The sequence below is a fragment of the Hydrogenophaga sp. genome (assembly GCF_022844385.1).
GTDB lineage: Bacteria > Pseudomonadota > Gammaproteobacteria > Burkholderiales > Burkholderiaceae_C > Hydrogenophaga.
In genome coordinates, this window is sequence record NZ_JALHLX010000020.1 from 1 (window position 1) to 15,384 (window position 15,384).

Below are 15,384 nucleotides of genomic sequence, written 5' to 3' on the forward strand. Positions count from 1 at the left end.
TTCAACGGCAGCGACTACACCATCCCCGGCTTCATGGTGTGGATGGCGGTGCTCTACTGCGCGTTCGGCAGCGTGATCACCCACTACATCGGCCGCCCGCAGATCGCGCTCAACTTCAAGCAGCAGCGCTATGAAGCCGACTTCCGCCACCACCTGGTGAGGGTGCGCGAGTACAGCGAATCGATCGCGCTCGACAAAGGAGAGCCGGTGGAACGCCAGCAGCTCGGCCTTCGTTTTGCCGACGTGCTGGCCAACTACTTCAAGCTCATCAACGCCCAGAAACGCCTGACCTGGTTCACCGTGGGCTTCGGCCAGGCCGCCGTGGTGTTCCCCTTTGTCGTGGCCGCGCCGCGTTTTTTCAGTGGCGCCATCCAGCTCGGCGAACTGATCCAGATCTCGTCGGCCTTCGGCCGTGTTCAGGACTCCCTGTCCTGGTTCGTCGACAACTACAGCAGCCTGGCCGCCTGGCGCGCCACCACCGACCGCATCACCAGCTTTGAGGAAAGCTTTCAGGCCCTGCAAGCCCCCGAAGCCGCCACCGCCGCCCAGACCAACACACAGGACGCGCTGGCCATCGACGACCTGCAGCTCGCGCTGCCCGGTGGCGTTGCCTTGCTCGCAGTGCACGGTCTGCAGGTGTCGCCGGGCGACACGGTGCTGGTCAAAGGCCCGTCGGGCAGTGGCAAGTCCACCCTATTCCGTGGTCTGGCGGGCATCTGGCCTTGGGCAGAGCGCAGCCTGCGCACGCCGGCGGGTTTTGCCGACAAGGTCATGTTCCTGCCGCAGCGGCCCTACTTCCCGCAAGGCTCGCTGCGCGACGCCCTGGCCTACCCCGAACCGGCCGACCGCTACAGCGACGCCGACCTGCAACAGGCTTTGCGACAAGCGTTGCTGCCCGCGCTGGCTGAGCGGCTCGATGAGCTCGACACCTGGGGCCAGAAGCTCTCGGGCGGCGAACAACAACGCCTGGCCATTGCCCGCGCCCTGCTCAAGAAACCGCGCTGGCTGTTCGTGGACGAAGCCACCAGCGCACTGGACGAAGCGGCAGAGGCCACGCTGTATGCACGGCTGCAGGAACTGGTGAAAGAGAGCAATGGCGCGCTGGTGTCCATCGCGCACCGGCCGGGGGTGGCTGCGTTTCACGAAACGCTTTGGACGTTCACGCCCGATGCGACGGGGCAGGCGCGCTACAGGTTGGCGGTTTCGCCCACGTAACCCACCCATCCCCGCGCCCGCAACTCACAAGCCGGGCAGCTTCCACACCCATAGCCCCACGCATGCCGGTGCTCGCGGTCGCCGAGGTAGCAGGTGTGGGTGTGTTCCACGATCAGGTCCACCAGCGTTTGGCCGCCCAGACTTTCGGCCAGGCGCCAGGTGGCGGCTTTGTCGATCCACATGAGCGGGGTGTCGATCAGGAAGCGGTGGTCCATGCCGAGGGAGAGCGCCACCTGCAGCGCTTTCATGGTGTCGTCGCGGCAGTCGGGGTAGCCTGAAAAATCGGTTTCGCAGACGCCGGTGACGATGACCTGGATGCCGCGGCGGTAGGCCAGCGCGGCGGCGAGCGTGAGGAACAGCAGGTTGCGACCAGGCACGAAGGTGTTGGGCACGCCGTTTTCTTCCATGCGAAAGGCCATGTCGCGCGTCAAGGAGGTTTCGCTCACCTTGCCGAGCACCGCGAGGTCGAGCACGTGGTCTTCGCCCAGGCGATCGGCCCAGACCGGAAAACGTTCGCGCAGTTCGCGCAGCACCACGGGGCGGGCCACCATTTCCACGCTGTGGCGCTGGCCGTAGTCGAAGCCCAGGGTTTCGACGCGCGGGAAGCGTTCGAGTGCGTGGGCGAGGCAGGTGGTGGAGTCTTGCCCGCCGGAGAACAGCACCAAGGCGCTGGTGTGGTGGGGGGTGTTGTGAGCGGTGGCGGTGGTCATGGCCGGCATCGTAGCGCGCGGGCCCTCACCCCTGCCCTCTCCCAGAGGGAGAGGGAGCAAACCCACGCCTCAGATCATGCGTTCCGAACGCACGCCCGCGTGATCGCGGCTGGTGGCCAGCATGCGGATGAGCGCGCGGTTGGCCTGCTCCAGGCTCACGTCGTTGCGGTCGCACACCGCGCTCAGGCGGTGCAGCTGGTTGGGTTCGCCCTGGGCGCGTGCCACGTCGAGCAGCGGGTGGTAGGGCCCGTCGTGGCGCAGCACCGCGTCGTACAAACGGCCCGAGAGCGGCAGCTTGTGCAGCAGTTCGGCCAGCGGTGCGTGCAGCAGTTTGTCGAGCTGGGCGAACAGCGCGGTGGTGTAGACCTCCAGCCGCAGGTTGTCTTCAGAGCCGGTGGCCAGCAGGTGCTGCGCCAGGCGCGCGCGCATGACCATGGCGGCTCGCACGGGCTGCAGGTCGTTGTCGGTTTCGCTGCCGGGCGCTTGTTCGAACAGCCAGCGACCGAGTTCGCGAAAGCCCAGCATCATGAGGGCGTGGCGCAGCGATCCGATTTCGTGGCGGCCACCATAAGCGGCCGAGTTCACCAGCAGCAGGATGCGGTAGACCAGCACCGGGTCTTGCCGCACGAGACGTTCCAGGCGTTCGAGCGAGCAGTCGTCGTTGATGGCCTGCAGGATCTGGCGGATCACGCGCGGGTCGCACGAGACGGGATGGTGGCGGTGAGCGAGCAACACGTCGGCGTCGGGCCAGCCGAGCAGGCCCCAGGCGCCGGCGTCGTCCAGCAGGTGGCGGGCCAGGGTCTGGGTCTGCACGCCCTGGTAAAGCTGCGCGGGCGGCAAGCCCTGGCTGCGCTGGTGCAGGCCGGGGGTGGATTGGGCCTGCAGGAGCTCGGTGGCCTCTTGCGGGCTGAGCTGCAGCAGGTTGCGCACATCGAACCCGACAGAGGGACCTTGCCGCAGCGTTTGCAGGTCGGTGCGACGGACCAGCCGGTGCCCGAGCCGGTTGGCCACCGACAGGGCGGCCAGGGTTTCGGGGGCTTCAAACGGCGCGGCGGGCACTTCCAGCCAGGTGTTGTGCACCGGGGCGCAAGACAGCGCCTGTTGCAGCAGCCGCGGGGAATCGATGGCGATGACGAGCACCGGCGCGCTTTCGGGCCAGTCGTCGCCCAGCGCCTGCATGAGGTGGGCGGCGTCGACTGCGGCGGCGTGGATGGGGTGCACACACAGGCGCACGGCGGCCAGCTGGCGCTCGCGGTTCCACACCGGCTCGTAGCCGAGGGCCAGGCTGTCCAGAACGGTATGGCTCAACATGGGGTTGCGTTCAATTGATCACCTGGAACAGGGACAGACGCTGCACCTGCGCGTACGACTTGAGCGCAGCCTCCAGGCCGAGCTGCTGGGCCTGGAAGTCCGAAATTCCCTTGACCATGTCGAGGTCCTCCAGGCGGGATTTTTCGGTCTTGAGGTCGACACTGCGGTCTTCCATCAAGGTGTCCAGCGAGTCGCCGCGGTTGAGCCATTCGCCCGCGCGACCACGGGCCAGCAACACGCGGTCGTGCCCGGCGTCGATTTCGGTGATGGTGCGCGCGAGCTCCTGGGTGCGGTGGGCGCCGTTGTTCGCGCCGGTGTAGCGCAGGGCCGCTATGGCGTCCTGCACCACGCTGAAGATGTCGGTGTTGGTGCTGGGCACCAGGTCGATCTGGTCGCCCGCGGCGGGTTGGCCATTCATCTGCAGCGACTGGCCGTCGAATTCGATGGTCATGCCGTTGGTGTACGGCACGCCGGTCTGGCCGGGCATGGGGTTGGCGGCGGGCGTGGTGACGTTGGTCACGGTGTATTGCATGGCCCCGGCCACCTGGGCAAAGTCGATGCGGTATTCGTCGCCGGTGAGCACGGTCGGGTTGGTGACTTCGCCCACGCTGGTGCTCACGCTGCCGGTGTTGCCGCCGTCCAGGCTGAGCGTGAAGTTGCCGTTGCCCTGGGGCACACGCATCCAGATGGCGTTGCCATCAAGCGCCTGCGGCAGCGAGGTGTTGCCGGCGGCGGCCTGGCCGCGCTGGCCGTTGAACTGAACGCCGTTGCCGCTGGGGTCGTAGAGGTCCACAAACGGGGTGGCCGAACCGCCCAGGCCACCAAAGAGCGTGCGCCCGGAGTTGTCCTTGAGGTTGGCCACGCCAATCATCTGTTCGCGCAAACCTTCGAGCTGGCGCGCAATGTCTTCGCGTTCGCTCGGCCCGTAGGTGGCGTTGCCCGCACCCACCAGCAGGTCGCGCACCTTCTGGATGAGTTCGCCCGATTCGGCCAGGCCGCTTTCGGCCTGCTGCAGGCTGCTGCGGGCAGTGTCGAGCGAACGCAGGTCGGCCTGCGTGCGCGAGAGGCGGTTCTGCGCGGTTTCGGCCAGCGTGGCAGCCACCGGGTCGTCGCTGGCCTTCTGCACGCGCTTGCCGGTGGCGATTTTTTCCTGCTGGGACGCCAGTTCGGCCTGGCGGCGCGCGAGCAGGCTCACGGTGTTGTCGTAGCTGTTGGCGGTGGCAATGCGCATGGGGAGCTCCAGTCAGGTCGGGTCGGCGCAGGGCTCAGCGGCCGACCGTGGCCAGCAGGCTGTCGAAGGTGCTTTGGGCAATCTGGAGAAACTTGGCCGAGGCCTGGTAGGCCTGCTGGTACTGCAGCAGGCGCGCGGCCTCTTCGTCCAGGTTCACGCCCGACACGTTGGTGCGCGCGGTCTCGGCCGAGGTGGCGATCTGCGCAGAGAACTCGGTGGCGAACTTCGCGCCCTGCACACGGGTGCCGACGTCGGAGAACAGGCTCACATAACCGTCGGCCAGGGCCACCCCTTCAAAGGTCGGGCGGTCGCGCAGGGCCAGCACGGCGGCGGCGTTGCCCGCGTTCTGCGCGATGGAGCCCGGAGGTGCCGGGTCGATGTTGAAGCTGTCGCCTGCGCCGGGGCTGCCGCGCAAGGTGAGGCTCCAGCCGTTGAGCACGATGGCCTCACCGGGTTTGAAGTTGTAGCTCGCGGGCGGGCCCACGTTGTCGGGCGGCGGGTTGCCCGGGCCCAGGCCGGTGGCGACATAGGTGCCGTCGGCCTGGAAGGTGATGCTCACCGGGTCGGTGAGGTTGGCCGAGTTGGACACGGCATACAGGCTCTCCACGCTCAGGCCACCGCCGTTGCTCACACCCGGTGTCACCATCACCGGGCTGGCCGCGGCCAGGCGGTCGGGCGAGCCGATGGCCACCTGCAGGTTGCGCGCGGCAGCCTCGAACGGCCGGATCAGGATGCGGTCGCCCACGGCGGCAGCGCCGGCGTCGATGTTGAACGTGAGACCGTCCTTGTTGAATGCGGTGGGCGGTACGGCAAACGAGGTGCTGTCGCCGTCGGACAAACGCACCACGCTCACGCTGCCAGCGGAGAAACGCATCTCGTAGTCCGACGCCATCAGGGCGGTGGGGTCGTTCACGCTGGCGCTCACCTGCGCGGTGCCGGTGTTGGCCGGGTTCGTCTTGCCCAGTGCCGCCGCCGGTGGAATGAAAAAGTCCTGGCCCGGGTTGCCTTGCAGGTCCACACCGAGCGCGTGCTGGTTGTTGACCGTGGTGGCCGAGGCCAGCGCCAGGCGGCCCAGCTGGTTCTGCACCGCGACGAGGTCCTTGGTCAGGAAGGTCATCAGACCCGACAGCTCACCGCCGCCCAGCGTGGCTTCCGACAACGGTGTGGCCACACCGCCCTGCACGAAAGACAAGGCGATGCGCGAGTTGTCGATGGGGTCGGGATTCACCGCGAGCCGGTTGGCGCTCTGACCCAGCACCAGCGGCTGGCTGCCGGCCACGAACACGCTCACCGAGCCGTCCTTGTTGGTCACCGGACTGGTCTGGATGTGTTTGCTGAGTTCGCCCAGCAACTGGTCGCGCTGGTCGAACAGGTCGTTGGGCGTGTGCGTGCTGCCGCTCGATTCGATGATCTTCTGGTTCACCTTGGCCAGGTCTTGCGCGAGACCGTTGACCACGTCGACCGAACCCTTCACCTGCTGCTGCGTGCTGAGCGCCAGTGCGTCGAGCTGGCTGGCGGTGTTGCGCAGGCGGCTGGCAAATTCTTCGCCCTTGGCGATCACCACCACGCGGGCGGTGAGGTTGCTGGGCGACGAAGAAACGTCGGCCCAGGCGTTGAGGGTGTCGTTGAGCGCGGCGCCGAGGCCGGTGGTGCCGAGCGGAAACGCGCCTTCCAGCGCTTGCAGGCGCGAGTAACGCAGGGCGTCGGCCGCCGCCACGGAGCCCGCCATCTGCGCCTCGCGCGTGAGATAGGCGTTGTGCGAGCGTTCGACGGTGGCGATCTCCATGCCCTTGCCGAAGAAGCCATTGCCCATCTGCTGGTAGCCCGAGGTCTGCTGCAGCACGTTCTGGCGCGAATAGCCGGGCGTGTTGACGTTGGCAATGTTGTTGCCGATGACCTGCAGGGCCGCCAGGTTGGCGTTGAGGGCGCGGGCGCCGATGTTGAGTGCAGACATGGGTGGGTCCTCAGCCCTGAGCGCGTTGCAGGCTCAGCGTGGTGTTGATGGCGCGGCTGAGTTTGGCGGCGTACTGGGGGTCGGTGGCGTAGCCGGCTTTCTGCAGGCCGGCGGCAAAGCCCTGCACCGAACCGAGCTGGTCCATGACCTTGTCGTAGCGCGGGCTGTTGCCGATGAGGCTGGCGTAGTCGCGGAACGAATCGGCGTAAGAGTCGTAGGCGCGGAACTTCGCGGTGACCTTGCGCGGCTCGCCGTTGATGTATTCGGTGGTGGTGATCTCGGCGACCTTGCCCTTCCAGCCGCCGGTGGCCTTGATGCCGAAGAGGTTGTGCGACGGCGTGCCGTCGGCGTGGCGGATCTCGCTCCTGCCCCAGCCGGTCTCGTGGCCGGCCTGGCCGATCATGTAGCTGGCCGGAATGCCGGACTCGCGCGCCACGGCGGCGGCGGCCTGGCTGTGCTGCTCCACAAAGCCCGCCTGGCGCGGGCCGGCGCTGGCGCGGCCCACCGTGCTGACGTCGCTGGTGCCTGGCAGTGCATCGGTTGCACCCGCCTTCTCGGCTGCGTTGTTCTGCATCTGTTTGCCGAGCTGGCGCTCGATGGCTTCGGACAAACCTCCGGGCAGGCCCGAGAGCTGCACCGCAAACTGCTGGTCCAGCAGATCGGTGCCGAGGTCGCTGCCCTCGCCGTCCATGAGACCCGACTTCTGCGTGGCCTCGCGCATGCTCTTGATGAGCTCGCGCATGAACAGCGATTCAAACTGCTTGGCCGCCTCCTTGAGCGCGGCCTTGTCGTTGCCCTTGCCCGCGCCGTACCGAAGCGCGTTGAGCGCTGTGGGGTCGGCCGCGAGGCCGTTGCTGGACAGGGCGCTGGTCGGGTTCACGTCAGATCACCTCGAGCTCGGCGTTCATGGCACCGGAAGCCTTGATGGCCTGCAGGATGGCCAGCAGGTCTTGCGGCGTGGCGCCGAGCGAATTGAGTGCGCGCACCACGTCGGCGAGCTGCGGCGCGGTGTCGAGCTTGATCAGCGATCCCTTGTCCTGGCTGATCTGGATGTTGGCCTGCTCGGTCACCACGGTCTGGCCGCCGGTGGACAAGGCATTGGGCTGGCTGATCACCGGCGTGGAGCTGATGCTCACCGAGAGGTTGCCGTGCGACACGGCACAAGCGCCCAGGCTCACGGCCTGGTTCATCACGATGGAGCCGGTGCGCGAATTGATGATCACGCGGGCCATGGGGATGGCGGCGTCCAGGCGGATCTCTTCCACCTTGGCGAGAAAACCCACGCGGGCACCTGGATCTGCCGGCGCGCGCAGGCGCACCACCCGGCCGTCGACCGCGCTGGCCACACCGGCGCCCATGGTGCGGTTGATCGCGTCGGTCACACGGCTGGCGGTCTGGAAGTCGCTCGAATTCAAGCCCAGGTCGATGGTCTCGCCCAGCGCAAACGGCGTGGCCACGGCACGCTCCACCTGCGCGCCACCGGGCACTCGGCCGGCGCTCAGGTGGTTGATCTGCACCTTGCTGCCGCCGGCGGAAGCACCCGCGCCACCCACCAGCAGGTTGCCCTGGGCGAGTGCGTAGATTTCACCGTCGGCACCCTTGAGCGGCGTGGTGATCAGCGTGCCGCCGCGCAGCGATTTGGAATTGCCGATGGAGGACACCGTGACGTCGATGGTCTGACCGGGCTGGGCAAAGGCGGGCAGCTGTGCTGTGACCAGCACGGCTGCCACGTTCTTCAGCTGCATGTTGGAGCCCGGCGGCAGCGAAAGACCGAGCTGCTGCAGGTAGTTGTTCATGCTCTGCGCGGTGTAGGGCATCTGCGTGGTCTGGTCGCCCGTGCCGTCCAGGCCCACCACAAGGCCGTAGCCGGTGAGCTGGTTGCTGCGCACGCCCTGCACCGCCGCGATCTCCTTGATGCGGATCGACTGGGCGGCGGCGGGCCAGGCCATGGTGAGTGAAACCAGGGCCAGGGCCAACAAACGCAAGGGGGAGAGAGATGACTTCACCGCAAATTCCTCAGTGGGCAGAACGAGACCCATTGTGGTCAGAGGTCAGAAAGGGATAACGCTCAAAAAGAACCGTGCCAACCAGCCAATTGCCATCGCTTCACCCTGCGCGCCGCGTCCACGCGACTCCACGCGCACGTTGGCCATCTGGGTCGAGGCCACGGTGTTGCCCGATCGGATGTGACGCGGATCGACCGTGCCCGAGAAACGCAACACGTCCACGTTCTGGTTCACGCCGATCTGCTTCTCGCCCACGACCACCAGGTGGCCGTTGGGCAGGACTTCCTGCACCGTGGTGGTGATGGAGCCCGAGAAGTTGTTGTTGTTCTGGTTCTTGCCGTCGCCGGAGAAGCTGTTGTCCGACTGCGCGCCGATGTTGAGCTTGTCGAGCAGCGGGGTCTTGAGGAACGGGAAGGCCGAGACGCCGCCCGAGATCTCGCCGCTGCGGTCGATCGAGGCCGACGAGGTCTGGCTGGCGTTGAGCCGCTCGGTGATCTGCACCGTGAGCGTGTCGCCGGGCAGGCGCGCGCGTGGGTCTTCGAACGCAGGCCGGTAGTTGGCGGCGCGGAACAGGCTGCCGCTGGGTGCGGTGCTCGCCGTGTTCACCGGGTTGGCCGTGGGCGCCACCTGGGTGTAGGTCACGGGTTTGGCCGGCTCGAGGTCGACCCTGGTGCTCATGGTTTCGCAACCGGTGGCGAGCACGGCCAGGGTCAGCACACAGGCAAGACGGAACATGGTGGTTTCTCCGTTCAGGATCAGAGCTGGCTCAGGCGCTGCAGCATCTGGTCGGATGTCTGGATGGCCTTGGAATTCATCTCGTAGGCGCGCTGGGTCTGGATCATGGTCACCAGCTCCTGCACCACGTTGACGTTGGAGGTTTCCACAAAGCCCTGCATCACGGTGCCGGTGCCGGCGGTGCCGGGTGCGGCTGCGATCGGCGCGCCCGAGGCCAGGCTCTCGGTGTAGAGGTTCTGCCCCATGGGCTCCAGGCCGGCCGGGTTGATGAAGGTGGCCAGTTCGATGTTGCCCACCTGCTGCGGCGCAGGGTTGCCCGGCAGCTTGACGGTGACCACACCGTCGCTGGAAATGGTGATGCTCTGCGCTTCGGCGGGCACGGTGATGCCGGCGGTCAGCGGGTAACCGCTGGAGGTGACGATGCGGCCCTGCGCGTCGGGCTTGAAGCTGCCGTCGCGCGTGTAGCCGGTGGTGCCGTCGGGCAGCTCCACCTGGAAGAAGCCGTTGCCGTTGACCGCGATGTCCAGCGGGTTGTCCGACTGCTGCATGCTGCCCTGCGAGAAGTTGCGCGAGGTGGCCACGGTGCGCACACCCAGGCCCACTTGCAGGCCGGTGGGTAGCTCGGCCTGCTCGGCCGTATTGGCACCCACCTGGCGCAGGTTCTGGTACATCAGGTCTTCGAACACCGCCGTGGCGCGCTTGAAGCCGTTGGTGGACACGTTGGCCAGGTTGTTCGAAATCACGTCCAGCTGCATCTGCTGTGCCTGCATGCCGGTCTTGGAAATCATCAGCGAATTGATCATGGTGTGCTCCGCGAGGAAAAGGGGTTATCCATTCATGCTCAGCAACTGGCTGGCGGTCTTGTCGTTGGTTTCGCCGTTCTGCAGCATGCGCATCTGCACCTCGAACTGGCGGGCCACGGCGATCATTCCGACCATGGCCTCCATGGGATTCACGTTGGAGCCTTCGAGCGCACCGTCCTGCAGACGGGCCACGTCGCTGGCCGGCAGCGGGTCGCCCTGCGGGCCGCGGAACAGGCCGTCCTCGCTGCGGCGCAGCGGGTTGTCCGCGTCGGGCAGCACCATCTTGAGCTTGCCCACGTTCTGCGAGGGCTGGTTGCCCACACGCGTGCTCACCGTGCCGTCGCCGGCGATGTCCACGCGCGCGCCTTCGGGGATCACGATCGGGCCACCGTCGCCCAGCATGGGCAGGCCCTGGGCGTTGACCAGCGTGCCGTCCTGGTTGACTTCGAGCGCGCCGGCGCGGGTGTAGGCCTCGGTGCCGTCCAGCCCCTGCACCGCAAAGTAGGCGTTGTCGCGCGCGGCCACGTCGAGGTTGCGGCCGGTGGAGGTGATGGCGCCCGGCATGTCGGAATGGCCGGCCGTGGCTTCGAGGGCAAACACGCGGGTGCTGGCGCCGTCGCCACGCACGGGGACCGCGCGGAAGGTGGAGAGCTCGGCGCGAAAGCCCGGCGTGGACACATTGGCCAGGTTGTTGGCCAGCACCGATTGGCGATGCTGCGCGGCGTTGGCGCCGGTCATCGCGGTGTAGATCATGCGGTCCATGCGGGGCTCCTTCGTTCAGTTCAGGCGCCTGATCAGCGCATGTTGAGCAGCGTGCTCAACACCTGGTCTTGCGTCTTGATGGTCTGGGCGTTGGCCTGGTAGGCGCGCTGTGCGGTCATCATGTTCACCAGCTCGGCGGTTAGGTCGACGTTGGAGTCTTCCAGCGCACCCGAACGGATGCCGCCAAAGTTGCCGGAACCTGGTTCACCGCGCACCGGCTCGCCCGAGGCGAAAGTGGCCGACCAGTTGCCGCCGCTCGATGGCGACAGGCCTTGCGAGTTGCGGAAGTTCACCAGCGCCACCTGACCGGCTGCGCGCGTTTCGCCGTTGGAATAGCGGCCGGTGACGATGCCGGCTTCGTCGATGCTCAGGCCCACGAACTCGCCGGGGAAATAACCGTCCTGGTCGAGGTCGAACACCGCAAAGTCGGTGCCGAACTGGCTGGCTGCGCTGAGGTCGAGCGTCACCGGGAAGGTCACCGCGGGGTCGTTCGGCGAGGCCAGCGTGATGGTGGGTGGGGGCGTGATCGAAGCCGGGTTGATGGTGCCGTCCGCGTTGAAGTTCAGGTTCACGGGCGGGGCCAGCGGCGCGGGCGTGCCGCCGTTCACGCTGGCATACACCTCCCAGGTGTTGTTGGCCGTCTTGGTGAAGGCCAGCGCCACCGGCACTTCCATGCCTTGCGGGTCGTAGGCCACCACCGACGTGCCGTAGGTGGTGATCGGCGTGGGCGGCGTGACGCTGGCGGCCACGGGCGCGCGGGCGTCCAGGTTGAACTGGGCCACGATGGAGCTGGTCTGGCGCGCGGGGATCGGTGCGCTGGTGGGCAGCGACAGCGGCTGGCTGTCGAAGCTCAGGCGGTTGCCGTCATCGTCGGTGGGGTAGCCCATGAGCTGGCCGCCCTGCTGGTTGACGATGTTGCCGTCGCGGTCGAGCTTGAACATGCCGGCGCGGGTGTAGGCCTGGGTGCCGTTGGGCTGGGTGACTTCAAAGAAGCCGTTGCCGTTGATGGCCAGGTCCAGGTCGTTGCCCGTGACCGTGATGTTGCCTTGCGTGAACATCTGCGACACCGTGGCCACGGTCACGCCGATGCCCTTGTTGGCGCCGCCGGCGGCATTGACCGAGCTGGCGTAGAGCTCGGCGAACTCGGCGCGCGAGCTCTTCATGCCGACCGTGTTGGCGTTGGCGATGTTGTGGCCGATCACGTCGAGGTTGCGGCTGGCGCTGTTCAGACCGGAGAGTCCTTGCTGGAATGCCATGGTGATGTCCTTGGGGTGGGGAGTGAAGTTCAGGAAGAAGTGGTGCGCCGTCGGTTCACATGAACGCGAGCACGTCGTTGTAGGCGCGGGTGCTGCCGTCCTGCAGCAGCATGTAGATGGAGCCACCGGAGAAGCTCACCGAGTCGACCGACAGACGCTGCAGCGACACGGTGTCCACGCGTTCGTTGCCGCTGTAGGCGCGCACCTGGAAGCCCTTGACCGAGGCCGGGTCCACGCCCTCGGCGTCCCAGCTGAATCCGTGCAGACCACCATTGAGGGCGCCCATTTCGATGGTGTCGATGACCTCGCCATTGGTGCCCATGACATCCACCTTCACGTCGGTGGCCTTGCCGTCGAGCGAAAACGCCGCCTTGCCCTGGCCGTTCTTGAAAGCCAGCGACTCGCCGGGCAACAAAGCCTCGCGACCGATCAGCGAGGTGCCTTGCAGCGCCGTGGTGGACGAGAACTGCGCCGCCATGCCCTTGAGCGTGGCGTTGAGTTCCTGGATGCCGCTGACCGTGTTGATCTGCGCCATCTGGGTCGTCATCTGCGCGTTGTCCATCGGGTTCAGCGGGTCCTGGTTGTTGAGCTGCGCGACCAGGAGTTTGAGAAACCGGTCCTGCGAAGCCGCCGGGTCCATGTTGTTCTGGGCTGCGGTGCCGGTGGTGCTGCCCACGGTGTTGCCGAGGCTGGTGGTGTCGATGGGCTGGATGAACATGGGTCAGGTCCTGAAGTTCGACGGGCTCACTGGCCCATCTGGAGGGTCTTGAGCAGCAACGACTTGGCCGTGTTCATCACCTCGACGTTGTTCTGGTACGAGCGCGAGGCCGAGATCATGTTGACCATCTCTTCCACCGGGTTCACGTTGGAGTGGTTCACATAGCCTTCGGCGTCTGCGCTGGGGTGCGTGGGGTTGTGCACGCGCCGGCCCGGGTCCTGGCTTTCGACGATGTCCTTGACCTTCACACCCGCGTTGCCCGAACCACCCATGGGCACGGTCTGGAACTGGATGTGGCGCGCCTTGTAGGTCTGGCCGTCCGGCCCGGCCACTGCGTCCGCGTTGGCCAGGTTGCTGGCCACCACGTTGAGGCGCTGGGACTGCGCGCTGACCGCACTGCCCGACACGTTGAAGATGGAAAACATCGACATGATCGATTCCTTTCAGCTCATTGGCCTTGAATGGCGCTGAGCATGGTCTTGACGTGGGAATTGATGAAACGCAGCGTCGATTCGTAGCGCACGCTGTTGTCCACGAAGCTGGCGCGTTCGCGGTCGAGGTCGACCGAGTTGCCATCCTGGCTGGGCTGGGTCTGCACCGTGTAGGCCAGCCGGGGGTCTTGCGCGCTGGTGGTGCCGAGCACCATGTGGCCGGCGCTGGTCAGGCTCACATCGGCGCGGGCGGTGCCGCCCGAGACGTTCTTGAGCGCGGCGGCAAAGTCGAAATCGCGCGCCACGTAGCCAGGGGTGTCGGCATTGGCGATGTTGCTGGCAATGACCTGCTGGCGCTGTGAGCGCAGCAGCAGGGCGTTGGCATGGAAGTCCAGCCGGGCGGTCATCTGTTCAAGCATGTTCACCTCAGGGCACAGGTTGCGGGGCGGGTGAGCGGCCTTCCTCAGAGGGCGCGGACACCGGGGCGTTGGACGAATTATGGAAATCTTGAGGGTCTTCAATGGCCGGAACAAAGACCCCTTAGGCGGCCTTTTCCCGGCTTTCCCGCCAGCATCCGCGGCCTACAGTGCAGGCCATGCCCAAGCCCCTGTCCTCCTTGTTGTCACTCCTGAACGCCCGTCTGCTCGCCTGGGCAGCACTGGTCCTGTGCAGCGGGCAGACGCTGGCGAGCGACGCCGCCGCGCTGGAGAAGATGGCGCACGACTTCCTGACACCCGCCCTGGCCGAAGCACTCCCGAAAGACGGTGCCTCACCGCTGCGCGCCGAGGTGGTGATGGGCTCGCTGGACGCGCGCCTCAAGCTCGCGCCCTGCAACCGGGTCGAAGCCCACCTGCCCAAAGGCTCACGCCTGTGGGGCCGCAGCCGCATCGGTCTGCGCTGTGTCGACGGCCCCAGCCGCTGGAATGTGTTTGTGCCGGTCACGGTGAAAGCCTGGGGACCGGCCTGGGTGCTCAAGCGCGCGGTGTCCGCAGGCGACACCCTGGCTCAAGAAGACGCCGAAATCGCCGAAATCGATTGGGCTGAACAACGCTCCGGCGTGCTGGCCGTGCCCGAGCGCTGGGTGGGCCAACTCGCTGCGTTCCCCCTCACACCGGGCCTCGCGCTGCGCGAGAACATGGTGCGTGCGCCCCAGGCGTTCGCGCCGGGCGCCCAGGTTCGGGTGATTGGTGAAGGCGGCGGTTTCAGCATTTCCGCCACCGGCCGGTCACTCACAGCCGGCCTGGTGGGTGAAACCGCCCGCGTCAAACTGCCTGGTGGACGCGTGGTCACCGGCGTGGTGCGGGACGCGCAGACGGTTGAAATGGCGCTGTGAAAACCCCGTTGGGGGACCAGACGGTGGCAAATTCGTGACGAACGCCGCACCAGAATCACTAAAGTTCGTGAAACAGCAGCCGATACAGTCAGGACAAGGCCCTGACTTCGGGGTTTGGAGCGTGACATGAAAGTCGATTCATCACCGGATTCGTACATTGGTTCTGTGGCCGGCGGCCCCCAGAAGGCCACGGCGCCTGCGGCTGCCGAAGCCGGCGCTGCCGCCTCGGCGGCCAGCGCGGCCAACAAACCCCAGGCCGGCGTGACCGTGACCCTCTCGGCGTCGACCACCGAGGCCCGCGCGGTCTCCGGCGGCAGCGAGGTGTTCAACGCCGACAAGGTGGCCGCGATGAAGGAAGCGATTGCCAATGGCAGCTTCCAGGTCAACGCTGGCGCCATTGCCGACAAGATGCTGGCCAACGCCGCCGAAATGCTCGGCCCGCGCACCTGATTCCCAACCCACCACCCGGGCCCACCATGAGCAATCTCTCGACCAACTACCACCCCTGGATCGGCTCGTTGCAAGTGGAGCTTGACGCCCTGGAAGCCGCCCTGCTGCGCGGCGATGCGCCGGCTGTGGAGCTGGCCAGTGCGGCCATGCAGAAGGTGTTGATGCAAGCCCCGCCCGTCATTGCGCTGGGCGAGCCGGGCAGCGATCAACAGCAAGCCCTGCTGTCGGCGGCCGAGCGTTTCGCGCGGCTTCGCCAGGCCGTGCTGCGCGCCAATGCGCAGAGCCAGCGCGCCGTGACCAGCCTGCTGCCCCAGCATGCGATGCAACCCACCTACGGCCGCCAGGTTGGCGCGTCGTCCATGGGCGGCGCCGGCCGGGGTTACCTCTCGGCCTGATCCCTGTTCGCTCCAGCAAAAACCGGCCCTGGCCGGTTTTTTTGCGTCTGCGGCCTCATCACCGCCCGACGGAA

General features: G+C 66.8%; 17 protein-coding genes. 4 read left to right on the forward strand and 13 right to left on the reverse strand.

What is annotated here, in order from left to right:
- Positions 1-1,215, forward strand: a 1,215-nt coding sequence (locus Q0C59_RS06190; protein WP_291213154.1) for an ABC transporter ATP-binding protein/permease, incomplete at its 5' end; no start/stop codon positions are given.
- Here the strand turns inward: Q0C59_RS06190 and queC are convergent.
- The 13 genes from queC to flgB form a co-directional block, all read right to left on the reverse strand.
- Complete coding sequence (gene queC, locus Q0C59_RS06195) at positions 1,188-1,925, reverse strand: 7-cyano-7-deazaguanine synthase QueC (RefSeq protein ID WP_291213157.1); 738 nt, start codon at positions 1,923-1,925, stop codon at positions 1,188-1,190. The two genes, Q0C59_RS06190 and queC, sit on opposite strands and share 28 nt — an antisense overlap.
- A gap of 69 nt (positions 1,926-1,994) precedes the next feature.
- Positions 1,995-3,236 carry an HDOD domain-containing protein gene (locus Q0C59_RS06200; protein WP_291213158.1) on the reverse strand — a complete coding sequence of 414 codons (1,242 nt, stop codon included), beginning with the start codon at positions 3,234-3,236 and terminating at the stop codon, positions 1,995-1,997.
- Positions 3,237-3,246: 10 nt separating this feature from the next.
- On the reverse strand, positions 3,247-4,467 hold the full coding sequence (gene flgL / locus Q0C59_RS06205) for a flagellar hook-associated protein FlgL (RefSeq protein ID WP_291213160.1): 1,221 nt from the start codon (positions 4,465-4,467) through the stop codon (positions 3,247-3,249).
- 34 nt (positions 4,468-4,501) lie between these two features.
- Positions 4,502-6,421: a flagellar hook-associated protein FlgK gene (flgK, locus tag Q0C59_RS06210; protein WP_291213163.1), complete on the reverse strand. Its 1,920-nt coding sequence runs from the start codon at positions 6,419-6,421 to the stop codon at positions 4,502-4,504.
- Positions 6,422-6,431: 10 nt separating this feature from the next.
- Positions 6,432-7,301 carry a flagellar assembly peptidoglycan hydrolase FlgJ gene (flgJ, locus tag Q0C59_RS06215; RefSeq protein ID WP_291213166.1) on the reverse strand — a complete coding sequence of 290 codons (870 nt, stop codon included), beginning with the start codon at positions 7,299-7,301 and terminating at the stop codon, positions 6,432-6,434.
- Position 7,302: 1 nt separating this feature from the next.
- Entirely contained in the window at positions 7,303-8,460 is a 1,158-nt protein-coding gene (locus Q0C59_RS06220) for a flagellar basal body P-ring protein FlgI (protein WP_370654249.1), read from the reverse strand.
- 12 nt (positions 8,461-8,472) lie between these two features.
- Positions 8,473-9,162, reverse strand: a complete 690-nt coding sequence (locus tag Q0C59_RS06225; protein ID WP_291213169.1) for a flagellar basal body L-ring protein FlgH — start codon at positions 9,160-9,162, stop codon at positions 8,473-8,475.
- Between the two features lie 20 nt (positions 9,163-9,182).
- Entirely contained in the window at positions 9,183-9,965 is a 783-nt protein-coding gene (gene flgG, locus Q0C59_RS06230) for a flagellar basal-body rod protein FlgG (protein ID WP_069047602.1), read from the reverse strand.
- A 24-nt stretch (positions 9,966-9,989) separates the two neighbouring features.
- Complete coding sequence (gene flgF / locus Q0C59_RS06235; protein WP_291213172.1) at positions 9,990-10,727, reverse strand: flagellar basal-body rod protein FlgF; 738 nt, start codon at positions 10,725-10,727, stop codon at positions 9,990-9,992.
- Between the two features lie 32 nt (positions 10,728-10,759).
- The gene (gene flgE / locus Q0C59_RS06240) at positions 10,760-11,983 is read right to left on the reverse strand and encodes a flagellar hook protein FlgE (protein ID WP_291213176.1); all 1,224 of its coding nucleotides are present in this window, start codon (positions 11,981-11,983) and stop codon (positions 10,760-10,762) included.
- A 55-nt stretch (positions 11,984-12,038) separates the two neighbouring features.
- The gene (locus tag Q0C59_RS06245; protein ID WP_291213178.1) at positions 12,039-12,701 is read right to left on the reverse strand and encodes a flagellar hook assembly protein FlgD; all 663 of its coding nucleotides are present in this window, start codon (positions 12,699-12,701) and stop codon (positions 12,039-12,041) included.
- Positions 12,702-12,727: 26 nt separating this feature from the next.
- Positions 12,728-13,132, reverse strand: coding sequence for a flagellar basal body rod protein FlgC (flgC, locus tag Q0C59_RS06250; RefSeq protein ID WP_069047606.1), 405 nt, complete (start codon positions 13,130-13,132; stop codon positions 12,728-12,730).
- Between the two features lie 17 nt (positions 13,133-13,149).
- A complete protein-coding gene (flgB, locus tag Q0C59_RS06255; RefSeq protein WP_291213183.1) occupies positions 13,150-13,551 on the reverse strand; it encodes a flagellar basal body rod protein FlgB in 402 nt (133 codons plus the stop codon).
- A gap of 176 nt (positions 13,552-13,727) precedes the next feature.
- On the opposite strand from flgB, the gene flgA reads away from it, so the two are divergent.
- From flgA to Q0C59_RS06270, 3 genes are all read left to right on the forward strand, one after another.
- Positions 13,728-14,465 carry a flagellar basal body P-ring formation chaperone FlgA gene (gene flgA, locus Q0C59_RS06260; RefSeq protein WP_291213186.1) on the forward strand — a complete coding sequence of 246 codons (738 nt, stop codon included), beginning with the start codon at positions 13,728-13,730 and terminating at the stop codon, positions 14,463-14,465.
- Positions 14,466-14,591: 126 nt separating this feature from the next.
- Positions 14,592-14,915 (forward strand): flagellar biosynthesis anti-sigma factor FlgM, encoded by a 324-nt coding sequence (gene flgM, locus Q0C59_RS06265; protein ID WP_069047608.1) that lies wholly within the window; start codon positions 14,592-14,594, stop codon positions 14,913-14,915.
- A 26-nt stretch (positions 14,916-14,941) separates the two neighbouring features.
- Complete coding sequence (locus Q0C59_RS06270; RefSeq protein WP_291213191.1) at positions 14,942-15,310, forward strand: hypothetical protein; 369 nt, start codon at positions 14,942-14,944, stop codon at positions 15,308-15,310.
- Positions 15,311-15,384: the final 74 nt, after the last annotated feature.